Raw genomic sequence first — 22,306 nt, forward strand, 5'->3', positions numbered from 1 at the left:
ATATAATATAAGGGGGAATTGTCTTGAATAACTTACTATTTTTGATTGGAGTGATTGCATTGAGTAATGGTAATATCTCTATATTTGATGATAAAGATAAATCAAAGAAAAATAATAGAGCCAGAAAAAACAAAAAAAATTCAAATGAGAAATTATCAAAAGCTATACATGAAACTTTAAGGTTTGATGCAAATGATATAAAAAGAGGTCTAAGACTTATGGATTTGAGTGAAGAAGACCTAGAAATGGGAATGGAAATAATAACAAGAACTAAAAAATACATGTCAAGAGATGAAAGGAAAATACTAGTAAAAATAGAAAGTATTTTAGACTTAGTTAGAGGCATAAAGAAACTTAACAATATAGATGTGGTAGATGTTGAAGAGGAAACAGATTTTTTTAGAAAAATGGATAGTGAAGACAAAAAAAATATGATGATAAAAGAAATTATAGATGTATTTCCAGAAAAGAGAAAAAATTCTGTTGAAAAGGCTATAGGAATGAAAAAAAAGATAGATTTATTTGCAGAATTGTTTTTACCTGATGATTTTGGTGAAGGTGGATTTAGTTTAAGTTCTTTGGCAAATATAAATAATCTAGGTAGTATGAATAATCTTAAACTGCTAGGAAATCTTTTAAGAGGTGATGATAGTAATAATGATGATGATGAATATGAAGATAATAATGAAGAAGATGAAGAATTAGATTATGAAGATGAGATAGATGATAATGAAGAAGAATTAACAGAAGATGAAGAAACAGACCATGAGTATGCAGAAAATGATGAAAATATAGTATATGATGAAGAATTATATGATGTTAATGAACAAAAGCATGAACATAATCGTAATGAAAAAAATACTAGAAGTAAAGCTAAGAGAAAGTAATAATTAACTAAATACATAAAGAGAAAAGGAAGAAAAAGTAATACTAGAATAAGATTATCTTAATTACTATATAAAACCACTTTAAAAAATTCAAAATTTATTATATAATAATAATATGAAATCCTGAAACATACGATAAGGCTTTTTTAAATTCAACCTACAAATGAAATACGGGAGACCGTGTCTAGTAAATTATAACATGCCTGTTTAGTTTGGACGTTAAAGGTTACTGGCAAGTCACCCACCTGGGAGTGCCTAGGGTGTGAATTTACTTAGCCACCGGTGTTTCGGGACAAAAAAAGTGCTACTATTTTAAATAGTAGTACTTTTTTTTATTAAAATGCATTTTTCTACCAAATATACCTAATTATTGAGAAATTTAAAAAGCTAAGTAACAATTAGGATTATAAGTGCATAGTATTAATTAGGCTATAAAAAGCCGAAGACTTAATAAGAATCGCTTACAGGGAGGGCAATGAAAAATGCAAGATTACAAAAAAAATAAAAGAAGAATGCTAAATCAGCCAATGTCTACAATGAATGAAGAAGAAGTGTATACAGATGAAATAAGTTCAGATGAGATGAGAGGATTCAAAAAATCACATCATCATAATGGATGTAACAATGATAATAATTGTGATTGTCATGATGATTGTAAACCTAATCCATGCAATCCATGTAAACCTAATCCATGCAAACCTAATCCATGTGATGACAATTGTGGATGCCATGATAATTGTAAATGTGATTGTGAACCATGCCAAATGGATTCAGATGAATGTTTTGAAAACAAATGTGGACCAAACTGCTGTAATCCTATATCTCCAAGAAACTTTTCTGTAGCAAATGCAGTTCCATTTGCAATAGAAGCTAATAGAATTTTTGATACTATGCAATTCCAAACATTTACAGATGCAACTGGACCAAATGGAGAACCATTAACTTTTGAAACAGAAGTAGTAGAAGTATTTGGTTCAGTTCCAAGTGCAGGTAGAGCAAGTGTAACTATAGATAAAATATGCTTAAGTAATGATGGAATAGTTATAGACACAGGAATGACAACTTTAGAAGATTTCGATTTAGATCCATTAGGAGATATAATAGGAAGAAACTGTGAAACAACTTTTGAATATGCAGTATGTGGAGAAAGAAACGCTGAATGTTGTAGACAAGGAAAAGGCAAATCAGTAGCTTATAAACAAAGAGGCTTAACTGTAGCAGTTCGTAATCTAGTATTAGAACTAAGAGGTAGATGTGGATGTACAGAATTCGTTGCATTAGCTTTCCCAGCAGTTAGAGCAGGAGGTGGATGTAAGAGAAGAGTTGATTTTGTAGAATTTACTTTTAACACACTTTCAGCACCAATATGCTTGCCAGCTGACGGAAGAGCTGTCACTTTAAGACAAGAATACCAAACTAACTTAACTGTAGATTGTATAGGAAAATCTATATTAAAATTAGAATGTAATGAATGTTGTGAACCTATGTATGAATTAATTATACCAAATGATATAGATTTAGTACTTTGCTTACAAGAAACAGTTAGCACATTAATAAGTGAACAAATAGTAGTTTTAGCATCACCAAACCCAATCCAACCAAGACTTGTTGATACTTTCTCTAAAGTATGTGATTTTTCGCAATGTGGACCTAATCATGGAAGTGGAAATTCAGGTTGCCACAGATAGATAGGTAGATATATAGACAGTTTAAATTATAAATAAAAATCATTTAAGGAAGGCTACCAATAGTAGATGATTTACATTGGTAGCCTTCACGTTATTTATAACTAATGTATAGATTTTATAGATTTAAAAAGTACTATAGTATGTAATAAACAAGTAAATATTGATACTATTGTCATTGTGTATATGTATGCATAAATATTAAGTCCTGGAATAGGAAGAAATACATATAGAGCTACTAGCTGAATTAACATACCAATGATAGTGTTTATACTTGAAGCTAATTCTTTTCTTATTGAATGTAAAATACCAGATAGCGTTTGATTTAGTGACATAAATAGTGGTACTAAAAACATAGCTTTTAAATATTCTCCAGCAAGTTTATTTTTAAATACTAGTATACATAAATCTTTTCCAAAGAAATAAAAAAACACTGATGATAGTATACCTACAAATAAAGTTAGGATTACAGAATACTTTATTTTTTTTAGGACACTTTTACGTTTTCTTAAGGCCATTTCTTGTGATATAGTAGGTATCAAATTTACAATAAGTGCTGAGCCAACAGTAAATGGTAAAAATATAAATGGCATTACCATCCCGCTGACGACACCATACATACTTAATGATTGTTGATAAGTCATGCCTGATAATGCTAATCTTGATGGTATCATCATAGAGCTAATAGATTGTAAAAGTATATTTGACATTCTATTGCAAGTTATAGGTATGGACATTTTCAATGTTTCCATAGAGGAATTATAAAAATCTTTTATACTTATAATATATTTATTGTCAAATGAAGAATCTCGACATAAACATATGAGCATAAATATGATATTACTCAATTCACCAATAGATATACCTAAAAGAGCAATATAACAATTCATAGACTTATCATTTACATACATAACGAGTAAAAAAACAAATAGAATTTTACCCATCTGTTCAATAATTTGTCCAATAGCAGGAACTTTTACGTTCTTTATGCCGTAGTAATACCCCCTAAGTACATTTGAAAGTGTTATTATAACTATGGCAGGACAAACTGCTAGTATAAATAAGTTCAATTTAGGGTCTTTTAGAAACTTAAGTGATAAAAAAGAACTATTGAAAGATGCAACTATAGATATAATTAATGCTACAAAAAATGATATGTATAAAGTTGATATAAACAAAGCATTAGTGTTGTGCTTATCATTTAAAGCTTTTCTTTTTGCAACTAGACAACTAAGTGCAGTAGGTATTCCAGTTGTTGTAACAGCTAAACAAATCATTAAAAAGTTAAAAATCATATGATATATACCTAGACCTGTTTCGCCTAAAGCTCTTGATAAGAATATTTTATATAAAAATCCAAATATTCTTACGACAAAGTTAGACATAAATAAAATAACTGTTGATAGTACTAAATAAGGTACTTTCAAAAAAAATCACCTCCTTATCTTTTAAATATATTCATAAGGGGGTGTAAAAATTTATAATTTTATAAATTCTGGTTTCATTTTATTAAATTTAGATACATACTTAAATCCCATGTTTTTTAGTAATGAATATATGTAATCAAATTCATATGCAACTTGACTTACATGATGTGAATCTGAGCCTGTAGTTATGATTTCTCCTCCTAAATCTTTATACATCTGAAGGATATATCTAGATGGAGTTAAATCTGGCAGGTTGTATCTGTAGCAAGATGTGTTTATTTCGATACCTTTACCATCATAGATAGCTTGCTTGAGAGTTTCTTCAATTATATCTGAAAATAGTCTGTCATCTAGGATGGTATCATAAGGTGCATATCTTTTAATTAAATCTAAATGACCTAAAACAGAGTAATCCTTGTAGTTTTTAACAATATTATACAAATAAAGGTAGTAGTTCTCATAGACCTCATGTTGAGTCTTACCTTCAAAATAGCTACCAAGGTATAAATCCATTTTATCTATAGCATGAATAGAGCATATTATAAAATCTAATGGATATTGATGAGCTTCTTTTCTATATGTATCTATTAATTGAGTTTGAACTCCAAATTCAATCCCTTTTTTTATTGATATTTTATCTTTATATCTATTTTTAAGAGTTTCTAGACTTTTAAAATAATCTTCGTAAACAATCGAAAAAGAATCATCCGCATAAACATCATAATCGACATGGTCTGTGAAACAAATTTCATTTATACCAAGGTCTATAGATTTTTTTATCATTTCTTCCATTGTAGATTTTCCATCAGTAGAGAAACTTGAGTGCATGTGATAGTCGTAAAACATAAATATTTCCCCTTTTTATAAAAATTTTGGTATTATATATACATACTAAATAATATCAAATATATGCTAAGGCATCAATAAAATATAAAAACAATAAGCGGTGATAAATATGGAAAAATACAAAATAGATTTAAGTGAAAGGAAGTCAACTAAATATATACAAATATTTAATCATATAAAACAGTTAATAATAAACAAAGAACTAGTTGAGCATGAAAAACTTCCACCAATAAGAAAGTTATCAGATTATTTACATGTAAATAATACTACTATAGTTAAAGTATATGAGCTTTTGGAAAATGAAGGATATGTATATAAAATTATAGGAAGTGGAACTTTTGTATCAAATTCAAATTCTTATAAAAATGGTATAGATAAAGGGAAAAACAAGAATATTAGACAAAGAGATGATTTAATTCATTTCGATAATGGAAATCCATCTAATGATATGTTTCCTATAGATTCATTTAAAAATGCTGTAAACATGGCATTATCTAAAGATGGAAGTTCAATATTTGATTACGATGAAGGGCTAGGCTCTGAGGAGTTAAGAGAAAAGATGGTAGAGTATTTAAGTGATGAAAATATAAATACTACTAAAGAAAACATTCAAATAATCTCAGGAGCACAGCAAGGTATAGATATAGTTTGTAAAGGGCTTATAAGTTATTCTGATGTTGTTTTTATGGAAGAACCCTCTTACAATGGAGCAATTGAAGTATTTAAAAGTAGAGGTGCAAAAATAATATCTATACCTATGTTAGATGATGGAATTGATATAGGTATTTTAAAATTAAAATTGGAAAAAATAAAACCAAGACTTATATATATTATGCCTAATTTTCAAAATCCAACAGGTATATCTTATTCTACATATAAAAAAAAGAAGCTAATAGAATTGGCAGAAGAGCATGATTTTTATATAATTGAAGATGATTTTATCAGTGATTTTATATTTGATTCAGAGGATAATAGGACAGTCAGGAGCTATGATGATAAAAATAGGGTAGTATATATAAAGAGTTTTTCAAAAATACTTATGCCAGGCTTAAGAATAGGAATTGTAGAAATGCCAAATGAATTATTAAAAAAAGTTTTGTGGGCTAAATATTCATCAGACATATCAACACCAGGTCTTATTCAAAAATCAATGTATTACTATATGGAGAATTTCAATTGGAAGAATTATCTAAGTCATATAGAGAAGATATATACTGATAAGTACAAGTTAGCAAAAAACTTGATTAATGATAAATTGAGTGGTAAATTAAAAGTTAGAAAATCTTGTGGAGGTATAAACTTTTTTTTAGAATTGCCAAGAGGGTATACATCACAAAGCTTTACAAGTTTTATGTTAAATAAAGGAGTATCCATGCTTCCAGGGACTTATTTTTTTGATAATCTAGTGGATGATAGATTTTTTAGAATAAATATAGCTCGTCCAAGTATGGAAGAGTTAGAAAAGGGAATATCTATAATAAGTGATAATATAGAAGAGTTTTTCTGTGAATATAAAAATAAGTTAGATATAAAAAGTAATAAATTATTTTATTAATAAATAGAAGTTTTTTAGGAGGAAAAAATGTTTGACAAGAAGAAATTAGATAGGATTAATGAATTAGCAAAGAAAAATAAAGAGGGAGCTCTTTCTGATGATGAAATCAAAGAAAGGGAGATTTTAAGAAAGGAATATTTAGAAAATTTTAGAGCTCATTTTAAATCAAGACTTGATAGTGTTAAAGTAGTCTCACCAGAAGAATATGAACAATATATGAAAAATAATAAAAATTAAAACTTAATAGGAGGAAAACATGGACTTAAAGCATAAATTTAAGAATGCATGGGAAATTGAAAAAAAAGAGAATGCTATTGAACAGGTTATGGAATATGCTCGCAATTATATGGATTTTTTAAGTAAATCAAAAACTGAAAGACTTTCAGTAAAAGAAATTATAAAATTGGCTAAAGAAAATGGTTATATTTCAATAGATGAAGCTATGGAAAATGGAAGTGTAAGTCATGGGGACAAGATTTATGCTATAAATAAAGAAAAAGCAGTGGCACTTTTTGTAATAGGTAAAAACTATATAGAAAAAGGTATGAAGATTATAGGTAGTCATATAGATTCTCCAAGATTAGATTTAAAACCAAACCCATTGTATCAAGAAGCTAATCTAGGTTTTTTTAAGACTCACTACTATGGAGGAATTAAAAAATATCAATGGACAGCTATTCCTCTTGCTTTACATGGAGTAGTTATATTAAATGATGGTACAAAGGTGGATGTATCTATTGGTGAAGAAGACAGTGACCCAGTGTTTTGTGTAACTGACCTATTAGTTCATTTAGCTGGAAACCAAATGCAAAAGAAATTGTCAGAAGGAATCAGTGGTGAAGCTTTAAATGTATTAATTGGAAATATGCCTTTGGATGGCGAAGAAAAAGAACCTATAACAGCAAATATATTAAAAATTTTAAATGAAAAATATAGTATAGTTGAAGAAGATTTATTAAGCGCTGAGATTGAAGTAGTTCCAGCTGGGAAGGCAAGAGATTTGGGGTTTGATAGGTCAATGGTATTAGGATATGGTCATGATGATAGAGTATGTTCATATGCTGCTGTAAAAGCTATACTAGAGACTAGACAACCAGAATTTACTTCAGTTACATTATGTGTAGACAAAGAAGAAGTTGGCTCCCAAGGAAATACAGGTATGCATTCAAAGTTTTTTGAAAATACTGTGGCTGAGTTAATAGCTTTAGAAGGCGATTACTGTGATATTAAGGTAAGAAGAGCTTTAGCAAATAGTAAAGTATTATCAGCTGATGTTGCAGCTGGATATGACCCAAATTTTGATGAGGCATATGAAAAAAGAAACTCTGCATATATGGGAAATGGAATAGTTTTAAATAAGTATACTGGTTCGAGAGGTAAGAGTGGATGTAATGATGCTAATGCTGAGTTTATATCAGAAGTAAAAAGAATTTTTAACGAGGGTAATGTAGTATGGCAAACTGCTGAACTTGGTAAAGTGGACCAAGGTGGAGGTGGAACAATAGCCTATATCTTAGCAAATCAAGGTGCAGAGGTTATAGATTGTGGTGTTGGTGTTTTAAATATGCATGCACCGCATGAGATTGTTTCTAAAGTAGATATATATGAAATGTACAAAGGATATAAATCGTTTTTTAATATAAATTTATAAGTTTAATATACAATAGTATAAGTAATAAGTAATAAGTAATAAGTAATAAGTAATAAGTAATAAGTAATAAGTAATAAGTAAATAGAGTAGTATTATACTATGCTCATTAATTAAATGAACATAGTATAATACTACTCTATTTATTATTTTATTATTTAACAGCTTATAATTTAAATTTGAGTGTCGTGTATTAAAATTATTATATTATGATTTCAAAGTACTCACATAGTCTGTTTAGAAATTTATCTTCCAATGGAGAAAAAGTTTTCTTTTTAGAATAAATAAAGAAAAATTTTCTTGTAAAATCAACATCTTTTACTTTGTAGCATTTTATTTTGCCTGCATTTAGATAATCAATAGCTGAAATATATGATATAAAAGATACACCAAGGCCTAATCTAACCATTTCTTTAATGGCTTCATTTGATTCTACATGAGCTATTACATTTAATTTGTTTACCGGAAAGTTATTTTTGCTAAGGGTGTTTAGTATTAAGTTTCTAGTACCAGAGCCTTCTTTTCTCATAATAAAATTGACAGAAGCCAATTCTTCTATATCAATGTAATTGTTATTGTTATCAATTTTAAAATCTGAAGGAGTAATAAGTACAAGTTCATCATCTAATAAGTCTAGATATTCGATTTGAGGATTGTTAATTTTAGAACCAACTAATCCAAAGCTTATCCGTTCATTTAAAATTTCTGATATAGCATATTGAGAATCATAATGGCTTATGGAAAATTTTACATCTGGATAACTCATAGAAAAATTCTTCATAAAATCAGGTAGAATATAAGTTTCAGGTATAGAACTACATGCTATATCTATAATACCTTCTATTTTACCTGAATATTCTTTTATATCATAAATTGCACGTTTGCAGTTATTTAATATATATATGGCATGCTCATAAAGAATTTCACCAGATTTTGTGAGTGTAATAACTTTGTTGCTTCTGTTTATAAGTACAGTTTCTAACTCTCTTTCTAAATTTTGTATGTGTGCACTTACAGTAGGTTGAGTTAAAAAAAGTTCTCTTGCAGCTTTTGAAAAACTTTGATGTTTTGCAACAGCAACAAATACTTCAAGTTGTTTAAAATCCATTATTTAATCCTCCTTAAATTATCTAAAACTATTATAACATATTTGATAAATTAATAGTTAAAGGTGATTTTTTGAAATAGAAAACCTTAAAATGTTTATGGAGTTTTTGATTGTTTAGGAATAATTTGGTATAATGTTATAAGGATATTTACCACAAGTATCTTGTAAATTGAATTTTCAAAATTCAACTTTAAAATGTGTTTTGTTACAAAAAAATTACAGATAGCTTCTTAATCTTATTAAATTTAAATAAATATTATATAATTATTTTATAAAATAATAAACGTAATTATTGAAAAAAAAGATAATCACACAATGAGATATAGATAAATATTATAAAATTTAAGAAAGGAGGATTGATTTATGAAGTTAAAAAGGTCATTAGTTTGTGTAACTATTTTAGGGATTGTACTTGTTGGATGTCATAAAGAAACTACTAAAGAGAAAAATCAAGTAGCAAGTAAAGCAACACAGCAAAAAACTATGACAAAAGTTCAAAATGATGTTAATGAAATGATGGATAAAGATTATAAATATGTTATAAAAAATATGGGAATACCTTATAACACAATTTATTATATAAAAAATAAGAATTTAAAAAAATCAAATACAATGCAAGATATAAATACATCAAGTTATATGACATTAGTTTACCCTAAATATACTGGAAACAATGAATTAGATGGAAGTGCTTTATACATTAACATTAATAAAAATAAAGTTGTTAATGTTGAAACAAATTCCTTTTCATCACAAAGTATAACAGCTATAGATGAAAGTTATGGTATTATGATTGAAACAAATGATAATGAAAAATCAGCTGTATCCTTGGAGGAATATAAAAACATTGACTTGGGAGAGTATATTGGAGTTGAAGAATCTAGGATAAATGAAATCGTGGGTAATGCCAATTATAATTTAACAGCATATAACCATGAAGGAAATAGGGTAGTGAAGAGTTATAGATTAAAAGAAGATAATAAATTATTAGACAAAGAAATACTTACAATAAGTATAGTAGATAATAAAATAAAGTCTATAAAAACTATTGAGAGTGATAAAGTTGTAAAAATAATAAAAGGAGCTTTATTAGAATAATGAATTTTAAAGCATACAAGTCTGTTTTAAGGTAGAAGTAAATTTCTAACTTGAAGCAGTTTTTTTTTATAAAATGTATAAAATTGAAATTAATACAATTAATGATAATTTTATAAGATTTATTAAATTTAAACTGCAATTATAGATAACAATTAGTTATAATTAAATATAAGCTAAAATGATTTATTGCAATTTACAATTATACTACATTAAGAATGTTTTTAAATAAAAAATATATTGGGGTGTATTTAAAATGATAGGATTAGCAGATGCCATAAAAATTATTGAAGAAAATGTTATACCAATAAGTAGGATTAAGAGAGTTAATCTTATAGAAGCAGTAAATAAAGTAGTTGCAGAAGATATATATTCAACAATTGATAGTCCTCCATTTGACAGGTCACCATATGATGGTTATGCATATGATGCAAATTCTGAAAATAAAAATTTAAAGGTTATAGGAACATTATATGCAGGAGAAGTGTTTGATGGTATATTAAATAAAAATGAAGCAGTGAAGATAATGACTGGTGGAAAAATTCCAAAGGGAGCAAACTGTGTAGTAAAGAAAGAAGATGTGACAACTAGAGAAGACATGATAACTTTAAATATAAAACTAAAGGAATATGACAATTATATATTTAAAGGTGAGGATATAAAAAAAGGTCAATTAATTATTAGTAAAAATCAAAATATAGGGTATGATGGTATAGGAGTATTAGCGAGTCTTGGAATATCTAAATTAACTGTATATGATGATTTAAAAGTTGGTATTTTAAATACAGGAACAGAATTACAAGATATAAATGAAACTTTGGAGGATGGCAAAATATATGATAGCAATAGATATACATTATATTCAAAGCTTTTAAAGCTTGGAATACAAGCAGATACAATATGTAATTGTACTGATGATATACAGGAGTTAGAAAAAAAAGTAAAGGATATGCTAGAAACTGTAGATTTTTTAATTACTACAGGTGGTGTATCTGTTGGAGATAAAGATTTAATACCAGATGTATTTAGAAACATAGGAGCAAAAGAATTGTTTTGGAAGATAAATATTAAACCTGGAGGAGCTTGTTATGTAGCTACATTGGGAGAAAAAATATTGTTTGGGCTTTCTGGCAATCCACATGCGGCAATTGTGGTATTTGATAATGTAGTTGTTCCTGTGATTGAGTATTTAACATATAAGGACAGCAATCATTATATAAAAGCTATATTTAAAGGAGAATTTAACAAAGTCTCAAATAACGATAGATTTGTAAGTGGAAAATTATATACAGATGAAGGTAAATTATATGTTACATTAAATGATAAAAAAGATGCCAAGGCTAGATTATCTGCAACATTGAGAAGCAATTGCATGATTAAGATAAAAAAGAGAGAAATAATAAAAGAAAATCAATTAGTAGATGTTGTTGTTATATAGTTTTATGAAGGGGATATGGTTTTATGTATAATGTATTATCAATTGTCTCTTATTCAGGAGTAGGTAAAACTACGTTGATTGAAGGTATAGTAAGAGAATTAAGTAAAGAAGGGTATAATGTTGGAGTTATCAAACACACATGCCATGATTTTGAGATAGATGAGGAAGGGAAAGATACTTATAAACATAGAAAATCAGGTGCGAGGAAAGTTTGTATAATATCAAATAAGAGGTTAGCATATATTGAAGAGTTAAAAGATAAAAATCCACTATATAAAATGATTAAGTTTTATGAAGATATGGACTTGATTATTATAGAAGGATATAAAAATTATAGATTTAAAAGATTAGAGGTAACTAGAAAGGATAAGTATAAGGATATTTTATCAAATAAATCTGATTTGATAGGTATTATAAGTGACATAGAATATGATTTAAATATTAAGCAGTTTAGTTTGAATGACTATAAAAATGTATCAAAGTACATAGAATATTGTATAAAAAATAATACTTTAAAATTAAATGATAGTGAAATAAAAAACATATTAAAAGAATAATTTTAAGATATTATTTTGATATAAAATGGTATAATTATTTATATATAAACAAAGATATGAGAAATTTATTTAATTATAAAAATCGTATTTTGAATTATAAAATATTATAGAAATCGTAGGAGGATAATATGAAAAAAATATTAGTAGCATGTGGAGCAGGAATTGCAACATCAACAGTAGTTTGCGACAAAGTAGAAAGATTGGTTAAAGAAAATAACATACAAGCAGAAGTTATACAATGTAAAATTGCTGAATGTGCAACAAAACAAGAAGGTGCTGATTTGATAGTATCTACTACTATATTGCCAACAACTTATGATATACCTGCAATAAAAGCAACAGCATACATAACAGGTATAAATACTGCTGCATTAGATAAGAAAATATTGGATGCTTTAAAATAAGTTTTTGAGTTTACAGTTATAAAAAATATTTAGTACTAAATATAGAGTTGTATCTTGTAAAATTTTATTTACATAGATATGGCTCTTTTTAGGTGTATTTTAAATATATGATTATATAAAATAAGTATTCAATTTTATGAAACATATTCTTTTGAATTGCAATTTTATAAAAGATTTAAAATTAGTGTTATGTTATACTAATTTAAGGGTATTTTTTAGACGTATTGATAAAGGAGGATTTAAAACTTATGATAAAACAATTTGTCAAATATTATAAACCATATAAGAAAATCTTTACATTAGACCTTATAGCTGCGTTCTTATTTTCTTTATGTGATTTAGTTTATCCTATGATAACTAGAAATATAATGGATGACATTGTTCCAAATAAAAATTTAAGAATGCTAGTAGTTTTTGCAGTTGTACTTATACTTATATTTATAGCAAAAGCAGGGCTTAATTATTTTATGCAATATTGGGGACATGTCATTGGTGTAGATATGCAAGCTGATATGAGAAATGAGGTATTTACACACTTACAGAGGCTTCCAAATACTTATTTTGATAATAATAAATCTGGTGTAACTATGTCTAGAATAGTAAATGACTTAATGGATATAACAGAACTTGCACATCATGGTCCTGAAGATTTATTCATTTCTATAGTAATGCTAGTTGGTTCATTCTTTATACTTATAGATATAAATATTCCTCTTACTCTTATAATTTTTGCTATATTGCCATTTATAATTTGGTTTGCTATAACAAAAAAAGATAAGATGAATATAGCCTTTATGAAAAGTAGAGTTACTATAGGTGATGTAAATGCAACTTTAGAAAATAGCATAGCTGGAATGAAAGTAACTAAGTCTTTTTGTACTGAAAAAGAAGAATTAAATAAGTTTGTAAGAAGTAATAAATTATTTAGGAGAGCACGACAAGATTCTTATAAAGTAATGGCAGAATATTATTCTGGTATGAATTTATATATGGATATTTTGGAATGGGTAGTTGTTATAGCTGGTGGATACTTTACTTATCTTGGGAAAATTACTTTAGGTGATTTTGCTGCATATATATTATATGTAAAGATGTTTATACAACCTATGAAGAAATTGATAAACTTTACAGAACAATATCAAAATGGTATGACAGGTTTTAAAAGATTCATAGAGATAATGGAACAGGACCATCAAAAAGAAGCTAAAAACCCTGTTGAACTTGAACATGTAAAAGGTAACATCGAGATAGAAAATATATCTTTTACATATGAAGATGATACCCAAGTATTAGATAATCTAAGTTTATCTATAGAAGCTGGTAAAACTATAGCTTTAGTAGGTCCTTCTGGTGGAGGAAAGACTACATTGTGTAATTTATTGCCAAGATTTTATGAGTTTGATAAAGGTGATATAAAAATTGATGGAAAAAGTATCAGGGATGTAAGTTTAAAATCTTTGAGAAAAAATATAGGTATAGTTCAACAAGATGTATTTTTATTTACAGGAACTATAAGAGATAATATTCTTTGTGGAAATCCTAGTGCTACAGATGAAGAGATGATTGAGGCTGCAAAAAAAGCTAGAATACACGATTTCGTAGAAACTTTGCCAGATGGATATGATACTTATATAGGAGAAAGAGGAGTAAAATTATCTGGGGGACAAAAACAAAGAATTTCAATCTCAAGAATCTTTTTAAAGAATCCTCCAATAATAATATTGGATGAAGCTACTTCCGCTTTAGATAATGTAACAGAAAGAGAAATTCAAGAGTCCTTAGAAGAGTTAAGTAAAGATAGAACAAATTTAGTTGTTGCACATAGGTTGACTACTATAAAAAATGCTGATGAAATCATAGTACTGACAGATAAAGGAATTGAAGAAAGAGGTACTCATGAAGAGTTAGTAAATAAGAATGGAGTATATAGTAGATTACACAATAACTAACATATACATTAAATTTATAAACATAGAATATATTAAGATTCATAAAGCAAATTCATTTTACATTAATGAGATGTTTTATGAAAAATGTATTCTATGTTTTATTTTTTGCAAATTATATTTAATTCTATTTATAAAAGTAGTGTTAAATAGACAATTTACAGGATAACGTTTTTACAAAAAGAATAATTTAGAAAACTAACTTTAATTTATAGAATTTATAGAATTTTATGAAAAAAATCGAATTTTGACTTGAAATGTTTTTCAAAAGTAGTAAAATAATGGATAACTATACATACATTGTATACAAATATATTTATTTATGAGGGGGGATTTTGTATGGAGGCAATAACAGCTTTTTGTCTAGTTTTAGTATCACTGACGATAGGAGATGTAGTTTCAGCAAAAACTAAAGCTTTTGTTCCATCAGTTTTTGTATCAGCAATTATATTTATAGTAGGATTTTGGACTTTTTTCCCAGAAAATATCGTGGATTTAGCAGCTTTGGGGACACCATTAGCACAATTAGGCATGCTTTTATTAATAACTCATATGGGAACTATGATGAGTATTAAAGAGCTAGCAGGTCAATGGAAAACAATTGTAATAGCGTTAGCAGGAATAGTAGGAATATGTGTAGGAGCTTTGGCATTAGGAACTCTAGTGTTTGGATGGGATACAGCTGTAATCGCTACACCTCCTCTTACAGGAGGATTAGTTGCATCTATAATGATGGCAGATGCGGCTACAGCAAAAGGTCTTGCGAGTTTGGCAGTTTTAGCGATTTTAATGTATGTGGCACAAGGATTTGCAGGTTATCCTATCACAGCATTGATGCTTAAAAAAGAAGGAAAAAGACTTTTATCAGATTTTAGAAGTGGAAAAGTAACTGTAACTAAAGTTGAAGAAGAAACTGAAAAAGTACCTGAACAAAAGAGTAAGTTTAAGATAATTCCAGATTTACCTGAAAAGTACGACACAACATATATGATAATACTTAGATTAGGACTTGTAGCATGGTTAGCAGTACAATTTACAAATCTTACAAATGAAGTTGTATCAAGATATGTTATCTGTTTAATATTTGGTGTAATAGCATCAGAACTTGGAATAGTTGACAGAAAGCCACTTAATAAATCTGGTTCATTTGGATGGTTAATGACATCATTGATGGCTTTTATATTTGCAGGATTAGCAAAAGCTACACCAGCAATGCTTGCTGAAATGGCTGTTCCTCTTGTAGGAATTATAATATTTGGTGTAATAGGTATGGGAATATTCTCTATTATAGTAGGTAAATTTTTGGGTGAAAGTAAGGAAATGGCGTTTTCAGTTTCACTTACAGCACTTTATGGTTTCCCACCAAATTATATATTAACTGAAGAAGCAGTAAAGGCTCTAGCTGAAACTCCAGAAGAAAAAGAATTTCTGATGGATAAAATGCTTCCAAAGATGCTTGTTGGTGGATTTACTACAGTAACAATAGCTTCTGTAGTAATAGCAGGTATTTTTGTAAATCTTATATAAACTTTAATTAATAAATAAGGCATTTAAAAAATAAGAAGAATATGTTACACTTGGAGGTCTGGAATGAATATTAAAGAAATAACAAATGGATATAAAGATTATGTAATCAAACTTAGAAGGGAATTTCATGAAAATCCTGAAAAAAGTATGGAAGAATTTAGAACATCAAAGAGAATTAAAGAAGAGCTTGATAAAATAGGAGTACCATATGTATCATCTGGAGGGACAGGTGTAGTCGCAACTATAAAAGGAAATAATCCAGGAAAAACTGTAGCACTTAGAGGAGATATGGATGCACTTCAAGTTGTTGAGTGTACAGAAGTAGAATACAAATCAAAAAATGAGGGGCTTATGCATGCTTGTGCACATGATGGTCACACATCAATGCTTTTAGGAGCAGCTAAGGTTTTGAATGATATTAAAGATGATATTAATGGAACTGTGAAATTATTTTTTCAACCAGGAGAAGAAGTAGGTAAAGGTGCAAGAGCTATGATTAAAGATGGTGCTATGGAAGGTGTAGATGGTGTATTTGGAATTCATCTTTGGAGTGATGTAGAGTGTGGGACTGTGTCAGTTGAAGAAGGTCCAAGAATGGCTTCTGCTGATTTCTTCAAAATTACTGTAAAAGGTAAGGGTGGTCATGGTTCACTTCCTCATCAAGGTGTTGATGCGGTACTTGCAAGTTCTGCATTAGTTATGAACTTACAATCCATGGTTAGTAGAGAAGTCAGTCCTTTAGAGCCGCTAGTTGTAAGTGTTGGAATTTTAAATTCTGGAACAAGATTTAATGTAATAGCAAGTGAAGCTGTTCTAGAAGGTACAATAAGATTATTTAATCCAGAACTTAGAAAACAAATTCCTACGATTTTAGAACGTATAGCAAAATCTACAGCAGAAGCATATAGAGCAGAGGCTGAGTTAGAGTATGGATATTTAACACCAGCTGTTATAAATGACAGGGAATGTTCAAAAATAGCTACAGAAGCAGTAATTAAGCTATTTGGAAAAGAAAGTATAGCACTATTTGAAAAAGTAACAGGAGCAGAGGATTTTGCTGAGTTTATGAATATTGCACCTGGTGCATTGGCATTTGTAGGGGCTAGAAATGAAGCTAAAGGAGCTTGTTATCCTCATCATCATGGGTGTTTTAATATAGATGAGGATGCTTTAGAGATTGGAATTGCCTTATATGTTCAATATGCAGTAGACTTTTTAAATAAATAAATTTAATATACTATAAAGAAAAAGCAGAGATTAAGTTTATACTCTGCTTTTTTATTGTCTATAATTACTATAAATATTGACTATAAAAAAAAGATATGATATTATAAAAGAAAATGATAATCAATATCAATTAATAAGAAGGTGATTTAATTGAGTAATATAATGTTTGCGTTTTTAATAACTTTGTTTGCAGGTTTGTCTACTGGAATAGGAAGTTGTATAGCGTTTTTTGCTAAAAAGACTAATACTAAATTTCTTTCTGTAAGTTTAGGATTTTCTGCTGGTGTTATGATTTATGTATCTATGGTAGAAATATTTCCTAAGGCACAAGAAGCTCTAACAAAGTCTATGGGAGAAAAATTAGGAAGCTGGTCAACTGTAATAGCTTTTTTTGCAGGAATGGCTATCATTGCAATTATTGATAAGTTAATTCCTCAAGAAGAAAATCCTCATGAGATAAAGAAAATGGAAAATTTGGATGAAAAAAATATACAAAAAAATAAATCTCTCTTAAGAACTGGGATATTTACAGCAATGGCTATAGCAATTCATAATTTTCCAGAAGGGTTAGCTACATTTATATCGGCGCTTGATGATGCTACAATAGCAATACCAATAGCTATAGCAATAGCTATACACAATATACCAGAAGGAATATCTGTATCTGTACCAGTGTATTACGCTACAGGAGATAAAAAGAAAGCTTTCTATTATTCTTTTTTATCTGGAATGTCAGAACCTTTAGGGGCTATTATTGGGTATGTACTTCTTAGAAATTTTCTAAATGACACTACACTTGGAATTGTGTTTGCTCTTGTGGGAGGTATTATGGTATTTATATCACTTGATGAACTATTACCATCAGCTAGAGAATATGGTGAGCATCATCTATCAATTTACGGATTAATTGCAGGAATGGTTGTTATGGCTATTAGTTTATTGCTATTTAAATAGATTTTTAGATATCCAATTGTAACCTAAAATTAATATCAAAATGATATAATTATTAAGACAGATTATCATATGTCAAAAATATCATTTTGGAGGTGAATTTTATGGAAAAGAAAATGAAGTTTAAATTTGATTGGTATAGTTCACCTGATAGGATAGAAGAATGGTTAGAAGATATGGAAGAACAAGGATATAACTTATATAAGATAAGTAAATTTGGAGGAATATTTTATTTTTATAAAGGAACTCCAAGAAAAATAAAATATGCCATTGATTATTATTATGATGCTGAGGAAGATTATTTTAATAAACATAAGTATAGAGGGTGGAATCTTATATTTAGAAGCATTGGTAGTTTTATAGGTACATCTTCATGGTATGTATGGAGTAAAACATATGAAGATGTACCTCCTAAATTGTATAGTGATTTGGATAAAAAAGATAAAGTAAAATCAATTTTATTCATGAATGTATTTTTATTTACTATTTTAGTAGTTATTTTTATATATTTATTGTTCACTGAAATAAGAAATTTATTTAATGGTTATGGAGTAGATATTTGTACTATCGCATTGCAAATTATGTTATTAATTTTGTATTTGGTACAATTATATAGAAGAATAATGTATTACTTAAGGATTAAAAAATTAACTAAATAAAGATGGAGAGTGTCTCAAAATGACTTTGAGACACTTTTTTTATCAATAAATGTTATTCTTTATATATATTCGTATCAGTTATAACCTTTTAGATTTTATTTAAATCTTGAGTATTGATAAGAATAATTTAAAAATGTTATTCTAAGGTATCGGATATTTAAAATCACATTTAAATATATCAATTAAAAAAATTCAATAGTGTATAATAAGAAAGTGTATAAGGCGTTGTAATTAGAAAATAAAAATATATTTAAATATAATCAAATATAGTATAATACAATCACAGAAAAGTGTGATTGTATGAGTAAACACTATAAACATTTATACAAGGGTTTCAACTTCTAATTAAAAAGATGATTTAAAAATCAGGTTGAATTTCTCAGACAATAATGCTAGTGCTAAAGGAATGATAATAGATGATTAGTTGTCGCATATATGGATTAAGAAAATACAAGAAAAAGATTAGAGATAATGAGGAAGTTGAAAAGAAGTTAAAAAGAGAACTGATAAAACTTTCAAGGAAATATGAAAGTTTAAAAATAAGAAATAAAATAGAAGAAGGGAGAGCTACTAGTCAAAATATTCAAAAACAAGTAGTCAAAGTACAAAAACTTCATCAAAGATTAGCTAATATAAGAACTGATTATATAAATAAAACTATAAGCGAGATAGCGAAAAACAAGCCATCTTATATAGTAATTGAAGATTTAGTAGTTTCTAACTTGATGAAAAATAAGCATTTATCAAAAGCTATTGTGAGTCAAAAACTCTATGGATTTAGAACCAAACTAACATCTAAATGTAAGGATAATTGCATAGAACTTAGAGTTACAGATAGATTTTATCCATAATCAAAGACTTGTAGTAAGTGTGGAGAGATTAAAAGAAACTTAAAACTCAAAGATAGAGTTTACAAATGTGAATGTGGATTATCTATAGATAGGGATTTAAATGCAAGTATTAATCTTAAAAATACTAAAAAATATAAGCTAGCTTAAAATCAAATTGATTCGCACACACGTGGTTCAAGAGTGCTTATATATGTACGGAGAGCTAACTTCGGAATTTAAGCCTTTGGAGAACTATACAAAATCGTAGTCGCTTAGGTAAGGCGAGGTTCAGTGAAGAAGGAAAAATCTCTATATGGATATATTTGACCATATTTTGAGTAGCAGGAACTTATGATTAGGATAGCAATTTGTGAAGATGAAAAAGAAACACAATGTTTAATAGAAGAATATCTTTATAATATATTAAAAATTATTAATGTAGAATATGAAATACAAAAATATAGTTCTGGAGAAGATTTACTCAAAGTGAGTTTAAAAGATATAGATATACTTCTTCTTGATATACTAATGGAGCAAATGAATGGAATGGATACTGCAAGAAAGATTAGAGAAGTAGATAATAAAATGGAGATAATATTTATAACCTCTTTAATAGATTATGTGCAAGAAGGATATGAAGTAAGAGCTTATAGATATTTGTTAAAACCCATAGAATTAGAAGAATTAAAAAAACATATATTAACTTGTATTAAAGATATTGAAACAAATAAAAGTAATTACATTGTAATAAAGAACAAGTCTAATACATACAAGATTTATTTAAATGAAATAAAATATATAGAAATTCAAAAAAAAGATATGTTAATACACACAATAAATAAGGGTTTTGGAGTAAAGTATAGTCTAGGAAAAATAGAAAAAGATTTAAAACTAGATAAATTTGTAAGATGTCATAAAAGCTTTATAGTTAATCTAAGTTATGTAGAAAATATAAAGCCCAATATTGCTATTTTAGAAAGTGGAGAAGAAGTACCTATTAGTAGATATAGATATAAAGAGGTTAAGGAAAAATTTTTGAAATTTCTTGGTGATACAATATGTTAAATTTTATGTCTGATTTATTATTAATTGTATCTATATGTGTACGATTTATTATTCTGAAAAGGATATTAATTTATAAAGAAGATAATAAAAAAGACAAACAAATAGTATTTTATACTTTATTGGGATTAATTTATATTATAGTTAAAATAACTAGATTATTTAATATAGAAGAAAATTATATTAATAATATGTACTATTTGATTGATGTTGTAGTATTTATTGTATGGGCGATATATTATAATTATTTTTACAACATAGGATATCTTAAATTTATAATTTTCTTTTTCCTATTTAATATTTATTATGATTGTTTTAAAGATGTTGTAGATAGAATTTTATTTTTTGTAGTTACAGGTAATTTTGTTTCATCTAAAGAGTGGCTTTTGGCATCTGATTCTGATAATATAAAGGTTTACATATACAGTAACCTACTTATTATATTTGTATATATGATACTTAGTTTTCTGTATAATCGATTTAAATTGCTTAGCCAAGATAAAAGGAATTATGTATATTTGTTATTTGCTCTAATGGCTAACACCATGAATATAATTGGAGTCTATATATCAAGAATATTAGAACGGTTTAGATGGTTACATTCAGAACCATATTATTTTGAGAATTTTGTAAATCCAAAGATAATAGGAGCTAGCACCATTGTTCTTATATTATTGTTTAGGCAAATAATAAAAGATAATAAATTAAAATCTCAGAATGAATTAATAAAAAATAAGTTAGATATGCAATATGCTCATTATTTAAGTATTCAAGAATCTCATATGAGGGTTAAGAAGCTTTATCATGACATAAACAATCATATTTGCTGTATAGATAATCTTAAAAATGATGGCAAAGAAATTAATGAATATATAAATAATTTAAAAGATGAAATTAGAGAGTTCAAATCTATTTATAATACAGGAAACATGATATTAGACATTATAATCAATGAGAAGAGTGAAATATCTGCAAAAAAGGGAATTAAATTTATTTGTGACATAAACTTTTCAAAAGTTGATTTTATAAAACCCATAGATGTGTCAAGCATATTTGCCAATATTTTAGATAATGCAATAGAAGCATGTGAGAAAATATCAGATGAAAATATTGATAGATATATTAGAATTAAAGGAACTATAACAAAATCATTTTTTGTACTTAAATGTGAGAATAGTAAAGCAAATAATATTATTTCTAATAAAAATATACTGTTAACAGATAAGATGGATAAATTTGTACATGGAATAGGAATTCAAAGTATTAAATCATCTTTACAAGAGTATAATGGAGAATTATTATTTGAAAATCAGAAAGACAAATTTATACTAAATATATGCATACCATTGAATCAAGATGCTGACAGTTGGGTCGATTAAGTTACTAGTTGGGTCATCTATATTGATACTTAAAAATAAGGATGTTATCTTTTTAATAATAAAAGATAACATCCT

Annotated in this window: 21 protein-coding genes and 1 other RNA gene; 19 read left to right on the top strand and 3 right to left on the bottom strand. The window is 27.5% G+C overall.

Going from position 1 to position 22,306, the window contains the following annotated elements; genetic code table 11:
- Positions 1–23: 23 nt before the first annotated feature.
- The 3 genes from IC758_RS05370 to IC758_RS05380 all read left to right on the top strand — a co-directional run bounded on the left by IC758_RS05370 (position 24) and on the right by IC758_RS05380 (position 2,575).
- Positions 24–887 carry a hypothetical protein gene (locus IC758_RS05370; RefSeq protein ID WP_227482167.1) on the top strand — a complete coding sequence of 288 codons (864 nt, stop codon included), beginning with the start codon at positions 24–26 and terminating at the stop codon, positions 885–887.
- A 117-nt stretch (positions 888–1,004) separates the two neighbouring features.
- A non-coding RNA gene (gene ssrS / locus IC758_RS05375) (6S RNA) lies at positions 1,005–1,185 on the top strand.
- Between the two features lie 184 nt (positions 1,186–1,369).
- Positions 1,370–2,575, top strand: a complete 1,206-nt coding sequence (locus tag IC758_RS05380) for a hypothetical protein (RefSeq protein WP_227482168.1) — start codon at positions 1,370–1,372, stop codon at positions 2,573–2,575.
- Between the two features lie 101 nt (positions 2,576–2,676).
- Here the strand turns inward: IC758_RS05380 and IC758_RS05385 are convergent, their stop codons facing one another.
- Positions 2,677–3,999 carry a polysaccharide biosynthesis protein gene (locus IC758_RS05385; RefSeq protein WP_227482169.1) on the bottom strand — a complete coding sequence of 441 codons (1,323 nt, stop codon included), beginning with the start codon at positions 3,997–3,999 and terminating at the stop codon, positions 2,677–2,679.
- A 51-nt stretch (positions 4,000–4,050) separates the two neighbouring features.
- Entirely contained in the window at positions 4,051–4,845 is a 795-nt protein-coding gene (locus IC758_RS05390; protein WP_227434035.1) for a histidinol-phosphatase HisJ family protein, read from the bottom strand.
- 109 nt (positions 4,846–4,954) lie between these two features.
- On the opposite strand from IC758_RS05390, the gene IC758_RS05395 reads away from it, so the two are divergent.
- Genes IC758_RS05395 through IC758_RS05405 form a run of 3 tightly spaced genes read left to right on the top strand, consistent with a single transcriptional unit; the run spans position 4,955 to position 8,051 of the window.
- Entirely contained in the window at positions 4,955–6,400 is a 1,446-nt protein-coding gene (locus tag IC758_RS05395) for a PLP-dependent aminotransferase family protein (protein ID WP_227434036.1), read from the top strand.
- Positions 6,401–6,427: 27 nt separating this feature from the next.
- Complete coding sequence (locus tag IC758_RS05400; RefSeq protein WP_227482170.1) at positions 6,428–6,637, top strand: DUF896 domain-containing protein; 210 nt, start codon at positions 6,428–6,430, stop codon at positions 6,635–6,637.
- A 19-nt stretch (positions 6,638–6,656) separates the two neighbouring features.
- Complete coding sequence (locus IC758_RS05405; protein WP_227434037.1) at positions 6,657–8,051, top strand: aminopeptidase; 1,395 nt, start codon at positions 6,657–6,659, stop codon at positions 8,049–8,051.
- Positions 8,052–8,250: 199 nt separating this feature from the next.
- On the opposite strand, the gene IC758_RS05410 is transcribed toward IC758_RS05405, so the two are convergent.
- Positions 8,251–9,156 carry a selenium metabolism-associated LysR family transcriptional regulator gene (locus IC758_RS05410; protein WP_227482171.1) on the bottom strand — a complete coding sequence of 302 codons (906 nt, stop codon included), beginning with the start codon at positions 9,154–9,156 and terminating at the stop codon, positions 8,251–8,253.
- Between the two features lie 363 nt (positions 9,157–9,519).
- Here IC758_RS05410 and IC758_RS05415 point away from each other — a divergent pair, with 363 nt between their 5' ends.
- The 13 genes from IC758_RS05415 (at position 9,520) to IC758_RS05470 (ending at position 22,231) form a co-directional block, all read left to right on the top strand.
- The gene (locus IC758_RS05415) at positions 9,520–10,254 is read left to right on the top strand and encodes a hypothetical protein (RefSeq protein ID WP_227434039.1); all 735 of its coding nucleotides are present in this window, start codon (positions 9,520–9,522) and stop codon (positions 10,252–10,254) included.
- 253 nt (positions 10,255–10,507) lie between these two features.
- Positions 10,508–11,689, top strand: coding sequence for a molybdopterin molybdotransferase MoeA (locus IC758_RS05420; RefSeq protein ID WP_227434040.1), 1,182 nt, complete (start codon positions 10,508–10,510; stop codon positions 11,687–11,689).
- 23 nt (positions 11,690–11,712) lie between these two features.
- A complete protein-coding gene (gene mobB, locus IC758_RS05425; RefSeq protein ID WP_227434041.1) occupies positions 11,713–12,246 on the top strand; it encodes a molybdopterin-guanine dinucleotide biosynthesis protein B in 534 nt (177 codons plus the stop codon).
- Between the two features lie 128 nt (positions 12,247–12,374).
- The gene (locus IC758_RS05430) at positions 12,375–12,650 is read left to right on the top strand and encodes a PTS sugar transporter subunit IIB (protein WP_227434042.1); all 276 of its coding nucleotides are present in this window, start codon (positions 12,375–12,377) and stop codon (positions 12,648–12,650) included.
- Between the two features lie 248 nt (positions 12,651–12,898).
- Entirely contained in the window at positions 12,899–14,599 is a 1,701-nt protein-coding gene (locus IC758_RS05435) for an ABC transporter ATP-binding protein (RefSeq protein WP_227434043.1), read from the top strand.
- 336 nt (positions 14,600–14,935) lie between these two features.
- Positions 14,936–16,123 carry a hypothetical protein gene (locus IC758_RS05440; protein ID WP_227834681.1) on the top strand — a complete coding sequence of 396 codons (1,188 nt, stop codon included), beginning with the start codon at positions 14,936–14,938 and terminating at the stop codon, positions 16,121–16,123.
- Positions 16,124–16,186: 63 nt separating this feature from the next.
- On the top strand, positions 16,187–17,350 hold the full coding sequence (locus IC758_RS05445; RefSeq protein ID WP_227860814.1) for a M20 family metallopeptidase: 1,164 nt from the start codon (positions 16,187–16,189) through the stop codon (positions 17,348–17,350).
- 162 nt (positions 17,351–17,512) lie between these two features.
- The gene (zupT, locus tag IC758_RS05450) at positions 17,513–18,304 is read left to right on the top strand and encodes a zinc transporter ZupT (protein ID WP_413927534.1); all 792 of its coding nucleotides are present in this window, start codon (positions 17,513–17,515) and stop codon (positions 18,302–18,304) included.
- A gap of 101 nt (positions 18,305–18,405) precedes the next feature.
- Complete coding sequence (locus tag IC758_RS05455) at positions 18,406–18,960, top strand: DUF2812 domain-containing protein (RefSeq protein WP_227823623.1); 555 nt, start codon at positions 18,406–18,408, stop codon at positions 18,958–18,960.
- 416 nt (positions 18,961–19,376) lie between these two features.
- Complete coding sequence (locus IC758_RS05460) at positions 19,377–19,811, top strand: transposase (protein ID WP_413927703.1); 435 nt, start codon at positions 19,377–19,379, stop codon at positions 19,809–19,811.
- Between the two features lie 27 nt (positions 19,812–19,838).
- Positions 19,839–19,958, top strand: a complete 120-nt coding sequence (locus IC758_RS21195; protein ID WP_413927709.1) for a zinc ribbon domain-containing protein — start codon at positions 19,839–19,841, stop codon at positions 19,956–19,958.
- Between the two features lie 183 nt (positions 19,959–20,141).
- Positions 20,142–20,855: a LytR/AlgR family response regulator transcription factor gene (locus tag IC758_RS05465; protein WP_227434048.1), complete on the top strand. Its 714-nt coding sequence runs from the start codon at positions 20,142–20,144 to the stop codon at positions 20,853–20,855.
- A complete protein-coding gene (locus IC758_RS05470; protein WP_227482174.1) occupies positions 20,849–22,231 on the top strand; it encodes a sensor histidine kinase in 1,383 nt (460 codons plus the stop codon). Before IC758_RS05465 ends, IC758_RS05470 begins: the two co-directional genes overlap by 7 nt.
- Positions 22,232–22,306: the final 75 nt, after the last annotated feature.

Source organism: Clostridioides sp. ES-W-0016-02 (assembly GCF_020641035.1).
In the GTDB taxonomy this organism is placed as follows: Bacteria; Bacillota; Clostridia; order Peptostreptococcales; family Peptostreptococcaceae; genus Clostridioides.